The organism is Mesorhizobium sp. dw_380 (assembly GCF_018588885.1).
Lineage (GTDB): Bacteria > Pseudomonadota > Alphaproteobacteria > Rhizobiales > Rhizobiaceae > Mesorhizobium.
Genome location: NZ_JAFFIW010000024.1, coordinates 1 through 19,155, shown reverse-complemented (window position 1 = coordinate 19,155; position 19,155 = coordinate 1). Strand labels below are relative to the sequence as shown.

At 63.6% G+C, this 19,155-nt stretch carries 16 protein-coding genes; 6 read left to right on the top strand and 10 right to left on the bottom strand.

Annotated features, from left to right (window positions below):
• Positions 1-3: 3 nt before the first annotated feature.
• Positions 4-1,017 (bottom strand): alpha-ketoacid dehydrogenase subunit beta, encoded by a 1,014-nt coding sequence (locus JT360_RS21560; protein ID WP_214473847.1) that lies wholly within the window; start codon positions 1,015-1,017, stop codon positions 4-6.
• 3 nt (positions 1,018-1,020) lie between these two features.
• Positions 1,021-2,253, bottom strand: coding sequence for a 3-methyl-2-oxobutanoate dehydrogenase (2-methylpropanoyl-transferring) subunit alpha (locus tag JT360_RS21555; RefSeq protein WP_214473845.1), 1,233 nt, complete (start codon positions 2,251-2,253; stop codon positions 1,021-1,023).
• A gap of 504 nt (positions 2,254-2,757) precedes the next feature.
• On the opposite strand from JT360_RS21555, the gene holA reads away from it, so the two are divergent.
• Positions 2,758-3,804 (top strand): DNA polymerase III subunit delta, encoded by a 1,047-nt coding sequence (holA, locus tag JT360_RS21550; RefSeq protein WP_214473843.1) that lies wholly within the window; start codon positions 2,758-2,760, stop codon positions 3,802-3,804.
• Positions 3,805-4,054: 250 nt separating this feature from the next.
• Here the strand turns inward: holA and JT360_RS21545 are convergent, their stop codons facing one another.
• The 5 genes from JT360_RS21545 to mnmE all read right to left on the bottom strand — a co-directional run bounded on the left by JT360_RS21545 (position 4,055) and on the right by mnmE (position 10,095).
• Positions 4,055-4,942 carry a ParB/RepB/Spo0J family partition protein gene (locus JT360_RS21545; RefSeq protein WP_214473840.1) on the bottom strand — a complete coding sequence of 296 codons (888 nt, stop codon included), beginning with the start codon at positions 4,940-4,942 and terminating at the stop codon, positions 4,055-4,057.
• A 60-nt stretch (positions 4,943-5,002) separates the two neighbouring features.
• Entirely contained in the window at positions 5,003-5,797 is a 795-nt protein-coding gene (locus JT360_RS21540) for a ParA family protein (RefSeq protein WP_214473838.1), read from the bottom strand.
• Between the two features lie 55 nt (positions 5,798-5,852).
• Positions 5,853-6,485, bottom strand: coding sequence for a 16S rRNA (guanine(527)-N(7))-methyltransferase RsmG (gene rsmG, locus JT360_RS21535; protein ID WP_214473837.1), 633 nt, complete (start codon positions 6,483-6,485; stop codon positions 5,853-5,855).
• Positions 6,482-8,353, bottom strand: a complete 1,872-nt coding sequence (mnmG, locus tag JT360_RS21530; RefSeq protein WP_214473835.1) for a tRNA uridine-5-carboxymethylaminomethyl(34) synthesis enzyme MnmG — start codon at positions 8,351-8,353, stop codon at positions 6,482-6,484. Before mnmG ends, rsmG begins: the two co-directional genes overlap by 4 nt.
• A 410-nt stretch (positions 8,354-8,763) precedes the next feature.
• On the bottom strand, positions 8,764-10,095 hold the full coding sequence (gene mnmE / locus JT360_RS21525; RefSeq protein ID WP_214473833.1) for a tRNA uridine-5-carboxymethylaminomethyl(34) synthesis GTPase MnmE: 1,332 nt from the start codon (positions 10,093-10,095) through the stop codon (positions 8,764-8,766).
• A gap of 62 nt (positions 10,096-10,157) precedes the next feature.
• Here mnmE and JT360_RS21520 point away from each other — a divergent pair, with 62 nt between their 5' ends.
• The gene (locus tag JT360_RS21520) at positions 10,158-12,173 is read left to right on the top strand and encodes a thioredoxin domain-containing protein (protein WP_214473832.1); all 2,016 of its coding nucleotides are present in this window, start codon (positions 10,158-10,160) and stop codon (positions 12,171-12,173) included.
• Positions 12,174-12,334: 161 nt separating this feature from the next.
• On the opposite strand, the gene rho is transcribed toward JT360_RS21520, so the two are convergent.
• From rho to hemE, 3 genes are all read right to left on the bottom strand, one after another.
• Positions 12,335-13,600 (bottom strand): transcription termination factor Rho, encoded by a 1,266-nt coding sequence (gene rho, locus JT360_RS21515; RefSeq protein WP_135899856.1) that lies wholly within the window; start codon positions 13,598-13,600, stop codon positions 12,335-12,337.
• 222 nt (positions 13,601-13,822) lie between these two features.
• A complete protein-coding gene (gene hemJ, locus JT360_RS21510; RefSeq protein ID WP_214473969.1) occupies positions 13,823-14,359 on the bottom strand; it encodes a protoporphyrinogen oxidase HemJ in 537 nt (178 codons plus the stop codon).
• A gap of 17 nt (positions 14,360-14,376) precedes the next feature.
• Complete coding sequence (gene hemE / locus JT360_RS21505; protein ID WP_214473831.1) at positions 14,377-15,408, bottom strand: uroporphyrinogen decarboxylase; 1,032 nt, start codon at positions 15,406-15,408, stop codon at positions 14,377-14,379.
• A gap of 403 nt (positions 15,409-15,811) precedes the next feature.
• Between hemE and JT360_RS21500 the strand changes: the two genes are divergently transcribed.
• The 4 genes from JT360_RS21500 to coaE all read left to right on the top strand — a co-directional run bounded on the left by JT360_RS21500 (position 15,812) and on the right by coaE (position 19,011).
• Positions 15,812-16,633 carry a pyruvate, water dikinase regulatory protein gene (locus JT360_RS21500; RefSeq protein WP_214473830.1) on the top strand — a complete coding sequence of 274 codons (822 nt, stop codon included), beginning with the start codon at positions 15,812-15,814 and terminating at the stop codon, positions 16,631-16,633.
• Positions 16,634-16,974: 341 nt separating this feature from the next.
• A complete protein-coding gene (locus JT360_RS21495) occupies positions 16,975-17,574 on the top strand; it encodes a Maf-like protein (RefSeq protein WP_214473829.1) in 600 nt (199 codons plus the stop codon).
• On the top strand, positions 17,567-18,409 hold the full coding sequence (locus JT360_RS21490) for a shikimate dehydrogenase (RefSeq protein WP_214473823.1): 843 nt from the start codon (positions 17,567-17,569) through the stop codon (positions 18,407-18,409). The genes JT360_RS21495 and JT360_RS21490 overlap by 8 nt, the downstream gene beginning before the upstream one ends.
• Positions 18,406-19,011, top strand: coding sequence for a dephospho-CoA kinase (coaE, locus tag JT360_RS21485; protein ID WP_214473821.1), 606 nt, complete (start codon positions 18,406-18,408; stop codon positions 19,009-19,011). Before JT360_RS21490 ends, coaE begins: the two co-directional genes overlap by 4 nt.
• Positions 19,012-19,155 lie beyond the last annotated feature (144 nt).

Here is a 19,155-nt window from a genome sequence, read left to right as displayed (position 1 = left end):
CCTCTAGGCTTCCAACGTTTCGATGAGCGCAAGACCCACCCGCGCCGGACCGGGAAAATAGTCCCACTCCTGCGCATGCGGATAGGGCGTGTCCCAGCCGGCAACCCGCGCCACCGGCGCCTCCAGATGGTAGAAGCAGTTTTCCTGCACCAGCGCCGACAGTTCGGCGCCGAAGCCGGACGTCAGCGTCGCCTCATGCACGATGACGCAGCGCCCGGTCTTTTTGACCGAAGCGACGATCGTGTCGAGGTCGAGCGGCAGCAGCGTCCTCAAATCGATGATCTCGGCATCGATGCCGGTCTCCTCGGCCGCTGCCTGCGCGACATAGACCATGGTGCCGTAGGCGAGCACTGTAACCGCCGAGCCCGCCCTGCGGATCGCCGCCTTGCCGAGCGGCACCGTGTAGTGGCCGTCGGCGACCTCGCCGAGCTCATGCTTCGACCACGGCGTCACCGGCCGGTCGTGATGGCCGTCGAACGGACCGTTGTAGAGACGCTTGGGCTCGAGGAAGATCACCGGATCGGGGTCCTCGATCGCGGCGATCAGCAGCCCCTTGGCGTCATGCGGGTTGGACGGCACCACCGTCTTCAGGCCGGACACATGGGTGAACAGGGCTTCCGGGCTCTGGCTGTGCGTCTGGCCGCCAAAAATGCCGCCGCCGGTCGGCATGCGCACGACGATCGGGCAGGTGAAATCCCCGTTCGAGCGGTAGCGCAGCCTTGCGGCTTCCTGCGTCAGCTGGTCGTAGGCGGGATACATGTAGTCGGCAAACTGAATTTCCACGCAGGGTTTCAGCCCATACGCGGCCATGCCGATGGCCGAGCCGACAATGCCGGATTCGCTGATCGGCGCGTCGAAGCAGCGGCTTTTGCCGTATTTGGCCTGCAGGCCCTGCGTGCAGCGGAAGACGCCGCCGAAGAAACCGACATCCTCGCCGTACACGACGACCTTGTCGTCGCGCTCCATCGAGACGTCCATGGCATCCCGAATGGCCTCGATCATGGTCCGTCTCGGCATGGCTCAGACTCCCGCCTGCTGGCGCTGGCGCCTGAGATGCGGCGGCATCTCGGCATAGAGGCCCTCGAACATGTCGCGTGTCGACGGCTTGCCGCCGGCATGCAGCGTGCCGTGGCTTTCCGCCTCCTTCTGCGCCGTGATCACCGTGTCGAGGATTTCCGCCTCGGCCTGCGCGTGCCGCTCGTCCGACCAGACGCCGAGCCCCACCAGATGGTTCTTAAGCCGCACGATTGGATCGCCGAGCGGCCAGGCGTCGGATTCGGTTTTCGGCCGGTAGGCCGAAGGATCGTCCGAGCTGGAATGCGCGCCGGCGCGGTAGGTGACATATTCGACCAGCGTCGGCCCGAGATTGGCACGCGCTCGCTCCGCAGCCCATTTGGCCACGGCATGGACGGCGAGATAATCATTACCGTCGACGCGCAGCGAAGGGATGCCGAAGCCGAGGCCCCGGGCCGCGAATGTGCCGGAGCCGCCGCGCGCGATGCCCTGGAAGGTGGAGATCGCCCACTGGTTGTTGACGACATTGAGCACGACCGGCGCCTTGTAGGTGGAGGCGAACACCAGCGCCGAATGGAAGTCGGATTCCGCCGTCGAGCCGTCGCCGATCCAGCCGGCGGCGATCCTCGAATCGTTCGATATGGCCGAGGCCATCGCCCAGCCGACCGCCTGGATATACTGCGTCGCCAGGTTGCCGGAAATCGAGAAGAAGCCGTGCTCCTTGGATGAATACATGATCGGCAGCTGCCGGCCTTTCAGCGGATCGGCCTCGTTGGAATAGATCTGGTTCATCATCGTGACCATCGGATAGCCGTCGGCGATGAGCAGCCCGGCCTGCCGATAGGTCGGGAAATTCATGTCGCCGGGCGCCAGCGCCTTGCGGAAGGCGCAGCTCACCGCCTCTTCACCGAGATGCTGCATGTAGAACGAGGTCTTGCCCTGGCGCTGCGCCATCTGCATGCGGGCGTCGAAGGTCCGCAGCGTCATCATGTGGCGCAGGCCTTCCAGCAATTCCTCACTGGAGAGCAGCCCGGCCCAGGGTCCGACCGCTTCGCCATTGCGGTTCAGCACGCGGATGATCGAAAAGGCCATGTCGCGGATGGTGCGCGGATCGACATCGATGTCAGGACGCGGCACCGAGCCGGCCGCGGCGATGGTCACGTTGGAAAAGTCTGGCGTGCCGCCCGGCCGCACTTCCGGCTCCGGAACATGGAACCGCAACATCCCAGCATCGGCCATGACCTTTGTCCTCCAATGTTGCCTGGCCAGGGATATTTGCACATCCGCGCGCCCAGACCAGCGCGAATTCGCCGGGCAAGCCCTTCGGTCACCGGTCCGGCCGCGCCGGCCGACCAAGCCTCCCGGTGCACCAAGATGAAGATATGTCGGCGAAATTTCTTGTCGATGTTGGACGGCGTCGCGTAATTTGGAGCAAGATTGCGCGAGGTTTGTCGGAAGATAAGGCATTTGGACGACGCATTGCCGGCAATGTCCGCGCCGCCCCTCATTGCCCTGCCGGGCATTTCTCCCCGTGAACGGGGAGAAAGAAGCTAGCCGTAGCGCCGGCGCCTCTTTCTGCGACGTTGGTGATTGGCGAAACCATCGATGGCAGCACCCCTCGCCCCGTTTACGGGGAGAGGATGCCGGCAGGCAGGTGAGGGGCGGCGCCGACATTGACAGCTGGAGACAAGCCCAAGACACGACGGAGTCGCAGACTTTGCCACATCATGCTAACCACGCCCGATGGCACAGAAGAAAGCTTTCGAGGTCGATTCGTGGCTGGCGAAGCCCGATCCGCGCATCTCCATCGTCCTGCTTTACGGCCCTGACCGTGGCCTCGTTTCCGAGCGGGCGAAGGCCTTTGCCGCAAAGACCGGCCTGCCGCTCGACGATCCCTTCTCGGTGGTCCGGCTCGAGGGTTCGGAGGTCGACCGCGACGAGGGCCGCCTGCTCGATGAAGCCCGCACCGTGCCGATGTTTTCCGACCGGCGGCTGCTTTGGGTGCGCAATGCCGGCGGCCAGAAGGCGCTGGCCGACGACGTCAAGGCGCTGACAGCGGAGCCCGCGCGCGATGCCATCATCCTGATCGAGGCCGGCGATCTCAAGAAAGGCGTCGGCCTGCGCGCCGTGGTGGAGGGCGCGGACAACGCCATGGCGCTGCCCTGCTACGCCGATGAAGCCCGCGACATCGACACCGTCATCGACGACGAGCTGCGCAAGGCCGGCATGTCGATGACGCTGGAGGCCCGGCAGGCGCTGCGCCGCAATCTCGGCGGCGACCGGCTGGCTTCGCGCGGCGAGATCGAGAAGCTTGTTCTCTATGCCCACGGCCAGAAGGAGATCGGACTGGAAGAGGTGAGGGCCATGTCGGGCGACGTGTCCGGCGCCTCGTTCGACGATGCCGTCGATGCGCTGCTCGAAGGCAAGGTCGCCGACTTCGACACCGCCTTCACCCGCCACTGCCAGTCCGGCGGGCCGCCTTTCCTGGTGCTGTCCTCGGCCATGCGGCAATTGCAGCAGATCCAGGTGATGCGCGGCCAGATGGAACAAGGCGGGCGCAATGCCGCCTCGGTCGTTGCCGGTGCCCGCCCGCCGGTTTTCTTCTCGCGGCGCAAGCTGGTGGAGAAGGCGCTGGAACGCTGGAGCAGCGAAGCGCTCGGCCGCGCCCTGACCCGGCTGCAGACCGCCGTGCTGCAGACACGCCGGCGGCCGGACCTTTCTGTGGCCCTGGCGCGGCAGGCGCTGCTGGGGATCGCGGTGGAAAGCGCGAGGCTGGGCCAGCGCAACTAATCTCCCCCCTCGAGGGGGAGATGTCGCCGAAGGCGACAGAGGGGGTCGCCGGATGTAGAGCGCCGACCTCTTCTCCGTCCCGGCAGGGCGCCGGCGCTTGATGGAGGCGACCCCCTCTGGCCTGCCGGCCATCTCCCCCTCAAGGGGGGAGATCGATCGCTTCGGCGATTTCGCCAATCACCAGCGCTGAAAAGAGAAGGGCTGGCAATCGCCAGCCCACGCTCAATCCTGAAGGTAATTCGCCGGCTAATTACCTCTCCTGCTTCAGTCTCCGGCACAGCTCGTCAAGTTGCTCCAGCGAGCGGTACGACACCCGCAGCTCGCCGCCTTTGCCCTTGTGGTCGATCGACACGATCATGCCGAGCGTGTCGGTCATCAGCTTTTCCAGCGCCAGCGTGTCCGTATCCTTTTCCGGCGCCGTCTGTGCCTGCTTCGGCTTGGCCGGAGTGGGGCCGGCCGGCATCTGCGCCAGCGCTTCGGCCTGGCGCACCGAAAGCCCTTCCTCGACGATCCGCTTGGCAAGGCCAGCCGGATCCTCCGCCGTCACCAGCGTGCGGGCATGGCCGGCCGACAGCGCGCCGTCGACCAGCATGTCGCGGATCACCTCCGGCAGCTTCAGCAGCCGCAGCGTGTTGGCGACGTGGCTGCGGCTCTTGCCGATCACATTGCCGAGGTCGGCCTGGGTATAGCCGTGCTCGTCGATCAGCTGCAGGTAACCCAGCGCTTCCTCGACGGCGTTGAGGTCGGTGCGCTGGACGTTCTCGATGATGGCCAGCTCGAGCGCGGTGCGATCATTGACCTCGCGGATGATGACCGGGATCTCGCTCAGCCCGGCGCGCTGCGCCGCCCGCCAGCGCCGCTCGCCGGCGATGATTTCGTAGCGGCCCGCCTGCGTCGGCGATGGCCGCGCCACCACCGGCTGCACCACGCCATGCTCGCGGATCGACTGAGCGAGGTCGGTCAGCTCGGCGTCACCGAAATGCCGGCGCGGATTTTTAGGGTTCGGGCTAAGGAACTCGATCGGCACCTTGCCGTCGGCGCTCATCCCGGGCTTTTCCGGTGCCGCTGGCCGGTCGATCTCACCGATCAGTGCGGCCAGCCCGCGGCCCAGTCTTTTTCTCGAAAGGTCTTCGCTCATGTCTATTCCAGGTCTTCGGATCGTTTCGGTATCGAATCGGCTTTGATGCGACGGGCCTTATCAAGCGGCGCGCAATTTGCGCTCGCGGCGGATCACTTCCGAGGCCAGTTGCAGATAGGCCTGGCTGCCCGAACATTTCAAATCGTAGAGGATCGCCGGCTTGCCGTAGGAAGGCGCCTCTGACACCCGCACATTGCGCGGAATGATGGTCTCGTAGACCTTGTCGCCCATATGCTCCCGCACGTCCTGCACCACCTGGTTGGCGAGATTGTTGCGGCCGTCATACATGGTCAGCACGATGCCCTGGATGGTGAGGTCCGGATTGATCGAGCGGCGCACCTGCTCGACGGTTTCCAGCAATTGGCTGAGCCCTTCGAGCGCGAAGAACTCGCATTGCAGCGGCACCAGCACCGAATCGGCCGCCGCCATCGAATTGAGCGTCAAAAGGTTGAGCGACGGCGGGCAGTCTATCAGCACATAGCCGAAGCCCGCCGAACGCGCCGAGGCGGCACGCAAGGCGTTGCGCAGCCGCAGCACCCGATCCGGCGCCGAGGCGATCTCCATTTCGATGCCGAGCAGGTCGAGCGTCGACGGCACGATCGACAGACCGGGCACGGCGGTCGGAATGGCCGCGGCTTCCAGCTCGAGTTCGCCCGTCAGCACATCATAGGAAGAAACGGTGCGGTCCTTGCGGTCGATGCCGAGGCCCGTGCTCGCATTGCCTTGCGGATCGAGATCGACGATCAGCACCTTTTCACCGATGGCGGCCAAGGCGGTGGCCAGATTGATGGCGGTGGTCGTCTTGCCGACACCGCCCTTCTGGTTGGCTACGGTGATGATTCGGGTCTTCATCATGGGTTTATGCCAGAAATTCATTTTTGGGTCGCCAAATAGCCTGACAGGTCGAAGATCAGGCAGGTCGCAGGTCGGACAGTTCGAGGATGACGCCATGAGGATCGGTCACACTGGGATGTTCTACCAGATCGAAGGACCATCGGTTAACGCTTTCTTGCACTTCGGCGCGGTAATCCCGGCCTTTGTGAAACAGCCCGCGCGCGCCTGACGTCAGCCACGGCGCCGACAGGTCCAGGAGGACCGAAAGCGGGGCCAGCGCCCGCGCGGTGACGATTTGCGGCGCCGAAACAAGCGCATGGCTGTCTTCGATGCGGCGCGCCACGACCCGCGCCGGCAGGTTGAACTGGCCGATGACGGTCTGCAGGAACGAGGCTTTCTTGCGGTTGCTTTCCACCAGATCGATGCTCGCCCCGTCGCGCTCGGCGATCAGAAACGCCATGACCAGCCCCGGAAATCCGCCGCCCGAGCCGATGTCGACCCAATGCCTGGCATCGGGCTCGATGCGAGCGAGCTGGGCACTATCCAGGATATGACGCTGCCAGACATCGCCCGAGGTCGACTGCGCCACGAGATTGATGCTGCGGTTCCATTTCTGGAACATCTCTTCGAACGCCACCAGGCGCTCGAATGTTTCACGTGAAACCGGGCCGGCCGCGTCCTGCAGGCTCTTCCAGGAGAAAGAGCTCACGCAACATTCCTCTGCGCACTCTCATGGTGCCGGACATGGGCGACAATAATCGCCAATGCCGCCGGCGTCATGCCTTCCATGCGCTGTGCGTCGGCGATGGAGCGCGGCTGCCGTGCCTGCATCTTCTGCTTCAACTCGTTGGACAGGCCGGGCACACCGGCAAAATCGACCGTTTCCGGGATCAACCGGCTCTCTTCATGGCGGATCTGCGCGACATCGGTCTTCTGGCGATCGAGATAGACGGAATATTTCGCCTCCGTTTCGAGACGTTCCGCAGTCTTCGGGTCGATGGCGGCAAATCTCGGCTCGACCCTGGCCAGCCAGGCCATGTCGACGTCGGGATAAGCCAGCAACTCATAGCCGGAGCGGCGCACACCGTCGCGATTGATCTCCAGTCCATGACGCGCCGCCTCATTCGGGGTCATCGTCAGCGACTTCGCCAGCTCCCGCGCCTGGTCAAGCCGCTGCATGATTTCGCCATAACGCTGCATGCGTTGTGCCGAGACGATGCCCAGCCGGGCCGCCAGCGGCGTCAGCCGCTCATCGGCATTGTCGGCGCGCAGCGACAGCCGGAATTCGGCGCGCGAGGTGAACATCCGGTAGGGCTCGCTGATGCCGCGGCTAGTGAGGTCATCGACCATGACGCCGATATAGGCCTCGGTGCGGCTGAGCACGATCTGTTCGCTGCCCGACGCGCGACGCGCCGCGTTGAGCCCCGCCAGCAGGCCCTGGCCGGCGGCTTCTTCATAACCGGTCGTTCCGTTGATCTGCCCGGCAAGGAAGAGGCCGGAGACGCGCTTCGTCTCCAGCGTCTGATTGAGCTCGCGCGGATCGACATGGTCATATTCGATGGCATAGCCGGGCTGCAGCATGATGGCACGCTCGAGCCCCGGAATGGTTTTCAGGATATCGAGCTGCACATCCTCGGGCAACGAGGTCGAAATCCCGTTGGGATAGACCGTGTCGTCGTCGAGGCCTTCCGGCTCCAGGAAAATCTGATGGCCGTCCCGGTCGCCGAACTTGACGATCTTGTCCTCGATCGATGGGCAATAGCGCGGCCCCACGCCTTCGATTGAGCCGGAATACATGGCGGAGCGGCCGAGATTGGCGCGGATCAACTCATGCGTGGCCGGCGTCGTGCGGGTGATGCCGCATTCGATCTGCGGGGTCTCGATGCGGTCGGTCATCAGAGAAAATGGCACCGGGTCTTCATCCGCCGCCTGGCTTTCCAGCGATCCCCAGTCGATGGTTTTCCCGTCCAGCCGCGGCGGCGTACCGGTCTTCAGCCGGCCGAGCTTGAAGCCTACGCGGCTCATCGTCGCCGACAAGCCGATACTGGCCTGCTCATTCATACGGCCGGCGACGATCTTCTTCTCGCCAATATGAATGAGGCCGCGCAGGAAGGTACCGGTGGTCAGAACCACGGCGCCGCAGGCAAGCCGCCTTCCGTCGGCCAGGAGAACAGCCGCGATCCGTCCCTCATTGATTTCGAAATCCAGAACCTCCGCTTCGACCACGTGGAGATCGTTCTGCTGCCGAATCGCTTCCTGCATGGCAAGGCGATAGAGCTTTCTGTCCGCCTGGGTGCGCGGGCCGCGCACCGCCGGGCCCTTGCGGCGGTTGAGCAGGCGGAACTGGATGCCGGCCGAATCCGCCACCCGGCCCATCAGCCCGTCCATGGCGTCGATCTCGCGAACCAGATGTCCCTTGCCGAGCCCCCCGATCGCCGGATTGCATGACATCACGCCGATCGTGTCGAAGCGCAGCGTCACCAGCGCCGTCCGAGCGCCGGCGCGCGCGGCAGCACTGGCCGCCTCGCAACCCGCGTGGCCGCCACCCACCACAACCACATCATAGTGATCGGTCATTTCCAAATCCTGGTCTCGAACAGAGATAGAGGGACACATGTCCCCGCAGGGCGAAGCTGTCAAGAAAACTCGCGGCAAGTTTCACGTGAAACAACATGACGACAGCTCATTGTCGTGTTTCACGTGAGTCGCATCTGTTCAGTACGGCAATCACTATCGGTCAGTGCTGCCCCTCACCTGCCTGCCGGCATCCTCTCCCCGTATAGTGACGGGGAGAGGGGCGCTGTCATCCCCGATTTCGCCAACCTGCCAGCGTTTGCAAAGAATCACCGGTGTCGCGGCCAGCTTCTTTCTCCCCGTCTCTATACGGGGAGAAATGCCCGGCAGGGCAATGAGGGGCGGCGCCAACGTCCGCTATTGTGTTTCACGTGAGTCACTGAATCGCCGGTCGGGGTCGTGTTTCACGTGAGTCATTTGCCGATGCAGAACTGCGAAAAGATCACATCCAGCATGTCCTCGACATCGATTGCGCCGACGATCCGGCCAAGCTGGTCGGCCGCCAGCCGCAACTCCTCGGCGCGCAGCTCCTGGCCCGCAACGTTGCCGTCAATCGCGCGGACCAGATGTCGCCTGGTCTCGCCAAGCAATTCGACATGACGCAGCCGCGACGGCAAGACGTCGCCGACACCGCCGGCGGCGTCTGCGGCACGTCGTCCGATTTCAGCAAGCAGCGCTTCCAATCCGGCCCCGTTCACAACCGAAATGCCGAAGTCATAACGCATCTCGATCTCTCCAGCTGCCTTGAGGTCCAGCAGATCGATCTTGGTCCCGACGCGCAATGCGGCCGCGGTGGCTGTGGGCAGGTCGATAGTCTTGGGCTGGGTCGCATCCTGCAGCAGCAGCAGCAGATCCGCCCGATCCGCCCTGGCCCGCGCCCTCTCGATGCCGATCGCCTCGACCTTGCCCGGCGCTTCGCGCAGACCCGCGGTGTCCGTCAGCCTGACGCACAGCCCACTGAGATCCAGCGCCACCTCGAGCAGATCACGTGTCGTGCCGGGTTCATCCGTTACAATAGCGGCATCCCGCCGCGCCAAGGCGTTGAACAGACTCGACTTGCCGGCATTGGGCGCACCGAGAATAACGACCTCGAACCCGTCGCGAATAATCTCCGCCGCGCGGAAACCGGCAATATGATGGTCGATCTCATCGATCATAGTCCGCACGTCGGACCAAACCGCGTCCGAAACGGAACCCGGCACATCCTCCTCGTCGGCAAAGTCGATCTCGGCCTCGATCATCGCCCGCGCATGGATCAGCCGCCGGCGCCAGCTCATATAAAGCTCGCTCTGGACGCCCTCGGCATTCTGGATGGCAAAACGCCGTTGCGCCTCGGTCTCGGCATTGACCAGGTCGGCCAGCGCTTCGGTTTCGACCAGGTCGACCTTGCCATTGAGAAAGGCGCGACGCGTGAATTCGCCTGGCTCGGCGTGTCTGACGCCGTCAAAACCGGCAATCACCTCCAGCATCCGGGCGACGACGGCGCGCCCGCCATGAACATGGAATTCGGCGACGTCCTCACCGGTAAAGCTGGCCGGGCCTGGGAAGAAAATGACGAGACCGCTGTCCAGCAAGGTTCCGTCCGGTGCCCGGAACCGGCGCAAGACCGCCGTCCGGTCCTTAACCATGCCGCCAGCAATCGTTTCGATAACGAATCGAGTCTGCGGGCCGGAAATGCGCAGCACGGCGACGCCGGCCGGAAGCCGGCCGCTCGACAGCGCAACGATCGAATCGCCTGAAATCATTTGCCCGCTCTGTTGAACCGCCCTAGCTTTCGCCTGAACCGAGTTACCCCGAGTTGCCAATTGTGACATTGCCCGCGCAAAACCTGCTTGCCGACGAAGCCAGCCCCTATCTGCAGCAGCATAGCGGCAATCCGGTCCATTGGCGCGGCTGGTCGCCGGCCGCGCTGGAAGAAGCAAAGGCCCTGGACAGGCCGATCCTGCTCTCCGTCGGCTATGCCGCCTGTCATTGGTGCCATGTCATGGCGCATGAAAGCTTCGAGAATGACGACGTCGCCGCCGTCATGAACCGTCTGTTCGTCAATATCAAGGTCGACCGCGAGGAGCGTCCCGACATCGACCAGATCTATATGGCCGCGCTGTCTTCGATGGGCGAGCAAGGCGGCTGGCCGCTGACCATGTTCCTGACGCCGGACGGCAAACCATTCTGGGGCGGCACCTATTTCCCGCGTGAGCAGCGCTATGGCCGTCCAGGCTTCATCCAGGTGATGGAAGCGGTCGACAAGGCCTGGCGCGAGAAGAGGGCCAGCCTGCATCAGAGCGCCGACGGCCTGACAAGCCATGTCGAGGCGCGGCTCTCGGGCACGCATGCCAAGGCGCTTCTCGATCGCGAAACGCTGTCCGACCTCGCCGGCCGCATCGACGGCATGATCGATCGCGACCTTGGCGGTCTGCGCGGCGCGCCGAAATTCCCGAACGCGCCCTTCATGCTCACGCTGTGGCTGTCCTGGCTGCGTGACGGCAACGCCACCCATCGCGACGATGTCCTCACCAGCCTGGAACAGATGCTGAGCGGCGGCATCTATGATCACATCGGCGGCGGGCTCAGCCGTTACTCGACCGACGCGGGATGGCTGGTGCCGCATTTCGAGAAGATGCTCTACGACAACGCGGAGCTGATCCGCTTCTGCAACTGGGCTTACGCCGCGAGCGGCAATGATTTGTTCCGGATACGAATCGAAGGCACCGTCGAGTGGCTGCTGCGCGAAATGCGCGTCGACGGCGGCGCCTTCGCCGCCAGTCTCGACGCCGACAGCGAGGGCGAGGAAGGGCTGTTCTACACCTGGAGCAAGGACGAGATCGAGGCCGCGCTTGGTGACGATTCAGCTTTGTTTTTCAAATACTTCACGCTCTCCAGCCCGCATGGATGGGAAGGCAAGCCGGTTGTCCACCAAACCCGCGCCCAGCAAGCCCAGAGCGTGGCCGACCGCGAACGGCTGATCCCGCTCACGGCAAAAATCCTTGCCGCCCGCGAACGTCGAGTCAGGCCAGGCCTGGATGCGAAGATCCTCACCGACTGGAACGGCCGGATGATCGCGGCGCTGGCCGAGGCCGGCCGCTCGCTGGGGCGGCAAGACTGGATCGAAGCCGCGGCAAAAGCCTTTGCCCATATCAGCACGGCCAGCCGCGACAACCGCTTGCCGCATTCGATGCTCGGCCCGAAGAGATTGTTTCCGGCTTTGTCGTGCGACTACGCCGCCATGGCCAATGCGGCGATCTCGCTGTTCGAGGCGTCAGGCGATTGGAGCTATATCGATCAAGCCGGCGGCTTCGTCGAGCAGCTCAACCTCTGGCATGCCGACGCAGAAAAGACGGGCTATTATCTGACCGCCTCGGACTGCACCGACGTGCCGATCCGCATCAGGGGCGATGTCGACGAGGCCATTCCGTCCGCCACCAGCCAGATCATCGAGGCACTGGTCCGGCTCGCTTCCGTCACCGGCGATCTCGAACTGCAGGAGAAAGCGTGGAAAATTGCCGAGCACGCCGCCGGCCGCGCCGCGCACCAGACCTATGGGCAGGCCGGCATCGTCAATGCCTGCGCGCTTGCGCTCGAACCGCTGAAGCTGGTCATCGTGGATGGTGCGGATGATCCAAGGCTTGTTCCGGTTGCGAATCGAAATCCTGACCCGCGCCGCGTCGACATCATTGCCGTGATCGGTTCGGAAGCGAATCGACCCTTGCTGCCTGGCGGCATCTTCCCGCCGACCAACAGGCCGGGCGCCTGGCTTTGCACTGGCCAAGTCTGCCTGCCGGGGGTGACGGATGCTGAGGAATTGGAGCGGCTGTTGCGGCGATAGTGCCTCACCCTCCCCCTTGTGGGGAGGGTCGGCTCGTGATCGAGCGAAGCGTAGAGCATGAGACGGGGTGGGGGTGCTAGTAAAGCGCTACCTTGGCGCAGACCCCCACCCCGCTCCGCTTCGCGGATCGACCCTCCCCACAAGGGGGAGGGTGAGCTGAACTACGTGTTCATCGAATCGAAGAAATCAGCGTTGGTCTTGGTCTGCTTGAGCTTGTCGATGAGGAACTCGATCGCGTCGGTGGTTCCCATCGGCGCCAGGATGCGGCGCAGCACGAAGATCTTCTGCAGGTCCGCGCGCGGCACCAGCAGGTCTTCCTTACGGGTGCCGGACTTGAGGATGTCCATCGCCGGGTAAATGCGCTTGTCGGCCACCTTGCGGTCGAGCTGGATTTCGCAGTTGCCGGTGCCCTTGAACTCTTCGAAGATGACTTCGTCCATGCGGCTGCCGGTATCGATCAGCGCGGTGGCGATGATGGTCAGCGAACCGCCTTCCTCGATGTTGCGGGCGGCGCCGAAGAAGCGCTTCGGGCGCTGCAGCGCATTGGCGTCGACACCGCCGGTCAGCACCTTGCCGGATGACGGCACCACGGTGTTGTAGGCGCGGCCGAGACGGGTGATGGAATCGAGCAGGATGACGACGTCGCGGCCATGTTCGACCAGGCGCTTGGCCTTTTCGATCACCATTTCGGCGACCTGAACGTGGCGCACCGCCGGCTCGTCGAAGGTCGACGAGATCACCTCGCCCTTCACCGAGCGCTGCATGTCGGTCACTTCCTCCGGCCGCTCATCGATCAGAAGCACGATCAGATAGCATTCCGGATGGTTGGCGGTGATCGAGTGGGCGATGTTCTGCATGAGAACCGTCTTGCCGGTACGCGGCTGCGCGTTGATCAACGCACGCTGTCCCTTGCCGATCGGCGCCACCAGGTCGATCACGCGCGGCGAGATGTCCTTGCTGGTCGGATTGTCGACCTCCATCTTCAGCCGCTTGGTCGGATAGAGCGGCGTCAGATTGTCGAAGTGGATCTTGTGACGGATCTTTTCGGGATCGTCGAAATTGATGGTGTTGACCTTGAGCAGCGCGAAATAGCGCTCGCCCTCTTTCGGGCTGCGGATCGGCCCTTCGACCGTATCGCCGGTCTTCAGCGAAAAGCGCCGGATCTGCGATGGCGAGATATAGATGTCGTCGGGACCTGGCAGATAGTTGGCGTTGGCCGAGCGCAGGAAGCCGAACCCATCCTGAAGCACTTCGACCACGCCATCGCCGATGATCTCGATGTCCTGGGCGGCCAGCTTCTTCAGGATCGCGAACATCAGTTCCTGCTTGCGCATGACACTGGCGTTCTCGACCTCGAGCGATTCGGCATAAGCGATCAGCTCTGGCGGTTTCTTGTTCTTGAACTCGGTAAGTTTCATTTCTTGCATAGACGGACTCTGGGTGAGCTTTGGGAAAAAATATCGGCGGGATGCGACAAATGCCGGGCGCGGCCGAAAACAATGAGGGGCGGCGCATGACGGGAAGGAAGACCCGTCTTTTATCGTCGGTCGTGTGAAAGAGCAAGCTGCGTTTTGCCAAGCCCGAAAAGGCTCAAAACACCTTGTGCATGTCGTTGTCCCAGAACCGGGACCACTTTTGGGCGACGTGCATCAGAACGGCTTGACGACGACCAAGATGACGATTGCGATCATCAGCAATGTGGGGATCTCGTTGACCATCCGCCAGTGCTTCGCAGACTTTTCGTTGCTATCCCTAGCGAATTTCCGCACCGCGCCGGCCAGATAGCCGTGAACGGCCGACATCAGGAGCACCGCGGCGATCTTGGCATGCAGCCAGCCGCCCTGGAACGCAAAGCCTTTCCAGGCGAGCCACAGCCCGAACATCCAGGTGACGATCATCGCCGGATTGATGATGCCGCGCAGCAGGCGCCGCTCCATCACCTTGAAAGTCTCCGATTGCACCGACCCCTTCTCGGCATCGACATGATAGACGAACAGACGTGGCAGATAGAGCATGCCGGCCATCCAGGAGATGACGGCCAGGATATGGATCGCCTTCGCCCAGGGATAGAACCTGTCGGGCGCGACGAAAAACAAAAGTGCCGTCAGCACGATCAGCGCGGCGATACCGACGGTCATGCGTATCATCGCCTGGCCGGTGCTGTTCGTGTTGCCAGGATTGTTCATCTCATTTGACCGAGCCATCAGCGTGTCGCGCTCCTCACCAGTTTCACCATGGCCTCGACATGCGCGACTGGTGTCTCCGGGGTGATGCCATGGCCGAGATTGAAGATCAGCGGTCCATCCCCCAACGCCTTCAGGATCGCCTCCACGCCATCGGCAAGCGCCTGGCCGCCGGCCACCAGCCGCAGCGGATCGAGATTGCCCTGGACGGCACCCGAACGCTGCAACGCCTTCGCGGCCGCCAGAGGTACGGTCCAGTCGATCCCCAGCCCCGTCACGCCGGTCTTCTCGCGATAGGTCTGGTAGCGGGCGCCAGCGCCCTTGGGAAAGCCGATGATCGGGACATCGGGATGGACGGCGCGAACTTGGCTGACGATCTCGGCCACCGGCTCAACGCAGAACTGTTCAAACGAGGCATCGTCGAGAACGCCGGACCAGGAATCGAAAATCTGCACGACATCCGCTCCGGCCTCGATCTGGCGAATGAGATAGGCGGCCGAATAATCAGCGAGCACCTTGAGCAGCTGTCGAAACGCCGCCGGCTCGCGATAGGCGAACAGCCGCGCCGGCGCCTGGTCCGGCGTGCCATGGCCGGCGATCATATAGGTCGCCACCGTCCACGGCGCGCCGCAGAAGCCGATCAGGGTGGTCTCATCAGGCAGCCGGGCCCGCAAACGGCGAACCGTCTCGTAGACCGGTTCGAGATTCACGTGAAACACCTTGCTTTCCAGAGCGAAAATCTCGGGCGCCGAGATCGGCGTCAGAAGCGGTCCTCGTCCCTCCTCGAAGCGCACGTCGCGGCCAAGCGCATGCGGCACGACAAGAATGTCCGAGAACAGGATCGAGGCATCGAAGCCGAAGCGCTCGATCGGCTGCAGCGTCACTTCAACGGCAAGGTCCGGATCGTAGCAAAGGTCGAGGAACGAGCCGGCGCGCCTGCGCGTTTCACGGTACTCCGGCAGGTAGCGTCCGGCCTGACGCATCATCCAGAGCGGGGGAGGAAAAAATGCCTTGCCCTTCAGGACATCCAGCATGATCCGGTTTCGGGGCATCGAGCGCTCGCTCCTCCAAGCCTCTTTCTAATCAAATATTCTTATATCTAAGATTCTTCTGATTCTAAGAGTCTGTTGGTTGTGGTGGTTGTCACCTGTCCCGCTTCGTCAGGCGAAAAGCCAGCAAGCATATTGTCGCGCGCTTCTTACTCCCGAATGCAGGGTTCTGGGGATCGTCCGGAATCCGTCACTGGAGTCAAAGCCTTAGAGACACTTGGAAAAAGTCCCTCCTGTGGACAGCCGAAGAGCAAAAAAGCCGGTCCCCAGATTTGTCCCCAGCCGCTCGACGAAGCTGACAGCACATCGAATTGTGGACAAACCGGCATCTGATACAGTCGCCCCCGACGAGCCAGTCTCGCTGTCCGACCTTATCCACATCCGCCCACAGCCCCAGGTGATCCCTGTGAACAAACCCCAGAGCTTCTTTCACCTGCACCTGATTTCCGACGCGACCGGCGAAACGCTGCTTGCCGCCGGCCGGGCGGCTTCGGCGCAGTACAAGGATGCGCGCGCCATCGAGCATATCTACCCGCTGATCCGCACCGAGAAGCAGGTGGCCAAGGTGTTTGAGGATATCGAGGAGGAGCCGGGCATCATCCTCTACACGGTCGTCGACCAGAAGCTGGCGCGCGGCATCGACGAGCGCTGTGCCACCATGGGCCTGCCCTGCGTTTCGGTACTGGAGCCGGTGCTCACCGTCTTCCAGTCCTATCTCGGCACGCCGGCCGGCCGCCGCGTCGGAGCCCAGCATGTTCTCGACGCCGAATATTTCCGCCGCATCGACGCCCTCAATTTCACCATGGATCATGATGACGGCCAGCTGCCGGCCAACATGGACGATGCCGATGTCGTGCTGATCGGCATTTCGCGGACGTCGAAGACGCCGACCAGCATCTATCTCGCCAACCGCGGCATCAAGACCGCCAACATCCCGATCGTGCTCGGCGTGCCGGTGCCCGAAAGCCTGGTCAATGCCAGGACGCCGCTGGTGGTCGGTCTGATCGCCACCGCCGAGCGCATCTCGCATGTGCGCCAGAACCGCATCCTCGGCAACAGCAGCTCCTACATGCCGACCGATTACGTCGACCGCGCCGCCATCAACGAAGAACTCGCCTACGCCCGCCAGATCTGCACGCGGCACGGCTGGCCGATGATCGATGTCAGCCGCCGCTCGATCGAGGAAACGGCGGCGGCGATCGTTGCCCTAAGAGGGAAGTCGAGATAATTGGAGCCGTGCGACGCGTTGCTGACACCCACCGCCGGGATGCGTGAAAGTCACGGCATGGATCCTAGGGTCTCCGCGACGGAGCTTCGCTCCTGCTTCGCCCTAGGATGACGAAGGGAGGATCGTTTCTGCCAATCTCCAACGCTTGCGCAGTTAGCAGCGGGCTATTTGTGTTTTCGTCATCCTAGGGCGGAGCAAGGAGCGAAGCGACGCGGCGCAGACCCTAGGATCCATGCCGTGACGATGGCCGACGAGTGCAGCGGTCCAGGAATAGCGTCCCCCGTGTTCGGCTTGGTTCAAATCAGATCAACCGACTTTTAGGCAATCAGGCGTGCAAAAAAATGACCGAGAAAATCATCCTCGCCTCCAGCAGTCCGTTTCGCAAGGCGATGCTCGTCAATGCCGGCGTCGATGTCGAAGCGGTGCCGGCCGATGTCGATGAGCGCGCGCTCGAGGCGCCGTTGCAGGACAGTGGCATCTCGCCGGAGGACGTCGCTTTGGTGCTGGCCGAGGCGAAGGCGACCGAAGTCAGCGAGCGCAGGCCGGGTGCCCTGGTGCTCGGCTGCGACCAGACCTTGTCGCTCGGCGACGAAGTGTTCCACAAGCCGGCCGACATGGAGGGCGCGCGCCGCCATCTCCTGGCGCTGTCGGGCAAGACCCATCAGCTCAACAGTGCCGCCGTGCTGGTGCGGGACGGCAAGGTGCTGTGGCGTCATGTCGGCATCGCCGGCATGACCATGCGCAAGCTCGACCCCGCCTTCATCGGCCGGCATCTCGCCCGTGTCGGCGCCAAGGCGCTGGCCAGCGTCGGCGCCTACCAGGTCGAGGGCGAAGGCATTCAGCTTTTCGAGAAAATCGAAGGCGACCATTTCACCATTGTCGGCCTGCCGCTTCTGCCGCTGCTGGCTGAACTGCGCACGCTTGGAGCGATTGATGGCTGAAGCAGCGAAGAAGGCTTTCGTCACGGGCCATCCGATCAAGCATTCGCGCTCGCCGAAGATCCACGGATACTGGCTGGCCAAGCACGGCATCGACGGCAGCTACGAGGCGATCGATGTGGCGCCGCGGGATTTTGCCGATTTCCTGGCGACGTTGCGGGCGAACGGATATCGCGGCGGCAATGTCACCATCCCGCACAAGGAGGCCGCCTTCGCGCTGGCCGGCCGCCGCGACCAGGCGGCGGAAGAGATCGGCGCCGTCAACACGCTGTGGTTCGAGGACGGCACCCTGTGGGGCGGCAACACCGACGGCCACGGCTTTGCCGCCAATCTCGACGACCATGCGCCGGGCTGGGCAAGCAAAGGCCCGGCGGTGGTGCTTGGCGCCGGCGGCGCGTCGCGGGCCGTCATCCATGCGCTGAAGCAGCGCGGCATATCGGACATCCGCATCGTCAACCGCACGCTTGCCCGGGCGCAGGAATTGCGGGACCGCTTCGGCGCCGGCGTATCGGCGCACGGCGTGGCGGCAACCGGCGAATTGCTTGACGATGCCGGCCTGCTGGTCAACACCACCGCACTCGGCATGCATGGCAATGAAGGTCTCCCCGCCGATCCGACCCTGCTGCCGGATCACGCCATCGTCACCGATATTGTCTATGTGCCGCTGGAAACGCCGCTGCTTGCCGCGGCGCGCGCCAGGGGGCTGAAGACGGTCGACGGCCTCGGCATGCTGCTCAATCAGGCCGTGCCCGGTTTCGAACACTGGTTCGGTGTCAGGCCGCAAGTCACGGCTGAGCTCCGCGCGATCATCGTTGCCGATCTGGTACCGAAAGCATGATCGTGCTCGGCCTCACCGGTTCGATCGGCATGGGCAAGTCGACGACGGCCAAGATGTTTGCCGAGGCCGGCGTGCCGGTGCATGATTCCGACGAGACGGTGCATCGCCTCTATGCCGGCAAGGCAGCGCCGTTGGTCGAGGCGGCGTTTCCCGGAACCACCGTGGGCGGCGCGGTTGATCGCGCAAAACTCGGCGCCCGTGTGCTTGGTGACGCCGCCGCGCTGAAGCGGCTCGAAGCCATCATCCATCCGCTGGTGCGCGCCGACGCCGATGCCTTCCTGGCCAAGCATCGTAACGCAGGCGAATCGATCGCCGTCCTCGATATTCCACTGCTGTTCGAGACCGGCGGCCGCAACCGCGTCGACAAGGTCGTCGTCGTCACCGCACCAGCGGAAGTCCAGCGTCAGCGCGTGCTGGTACGGCCTGGCATGACCGAGGAGAAACTGGCGGCGATTCTGGCCAAGCAGGTGCCGGACGCCGAAAAACGCAGGCTGGCGGATTTCGTCATCGAAACCGGGCAGGGGATGGAGGCGGCGCGCGCCCAGGTAGATGCAATCATCGCCGAACTCTCCGGGGATAGATTCGGTAAAGCCGGCTCCTGACCGGCTAACGGTCGCTGTCGGCGCCGCCCCTCATCTGCCTGCCGGCATCTTCTCCCCGTATAGTGACGGGGAGAAGGACGACTTCGCAAAGGATTTCGCCATTCTCCAGCGTTGCAGAAAGGAGTGCCGAGGTTACGGCCAGCC

Excerpts from the sequence above, each read along its gene's own strand:
- JT360_RS21490 (WP_214473823.1), top strand. The coding sequence starts at position 17,567 with ATGGCTGAAGCAGCGAAGAAGGCTTTCGTCACGGGCCATCCGATCAAG.
- JT360_RS21555 (WP_214473845.1), bottom strand. The coding sequence starts at position 2,253 with ATGGCCGATGCTGGGATGTTGCGGTTCCATGTTCCGGAGCCGGAAGTG.
- JT360_RS21540 (WP_214473838.1), bottom strand. The coding sequence starts at position 5,797 with ATGATGAAGACCCGAATCATCACCGTAGCCAACCAGAAGGGCGGTGTC.
- coaE (WP_214473821.1), top strand. The coding sequence starts at position 18,406 with ATGATCGTGCTCGGCCTCACCGGTTCGATCGGCATGGGCAAGTCGACG.
- hemE (WP_214473831.1), bottom strand. The coding sequence starts at position 15,408 with ATGCCCCGAAACCGGATCATGCTGGATGTCCTGAAGGGCAAGGCATTT.
- JT360_RS21545 (WP_214473840.1), bottom strand. The coding sequence starts at position 4,942 with ATGAGCGAAGACCTTTCGAGAAAAAGACTGGGCCGCGGGCTGGCCGCA.
- holA (WP_214473843.1), top strand. The coding sequence starts at position 2,758 with ATGGCACAGAAGAAAGCTTTCGAGGTCGATTCGTGGCTGGCGAAGCCC.
- hemJ (WP_214473969.1), bottom strand. The coding sequence starts at position 14,359 with ATGAACAATCCTGGCAACACGAACAGCACCGGCCAGGCGATGATACGC.
- mnmE (WP_214473833.1), bottom strand. The coding sequence starts at position 10,095 with ATGATTTCAGGCGATTCGATCGTTGCGCTGTCGAGCGGCCGGCTTCCG.
- JT360_RS21560 (WP_214473847.1), bottom strand. The coding sequence starts at position 1,017 with ATGCCGAGACGGACCATGATCGAGGCCATTCGGGATGCCATGGACGTC.
- JT360_RS21495 (WP_214473829.1), top strand. The coding sequence starts at position 16,975 with ATGACCGAGAAAATCATCCTCGCCTCCAGCAGTCCGTTTCGCAAGGCG.
- mnmG (WP_214473835.1), bottom strand. The coding sequence starts at position 8,353 with ATGACCGATCACTATGATGTGGTTGTGGTGGGTGGCGGCCACGCGGGT.
- rho (WP_135899856.1), bottom strand. The coding sequence starts at position 13,600 with ATGCAAGAAATGAAACTTACCGAGTTCAAGAACAAGAAACCGCCAGAG.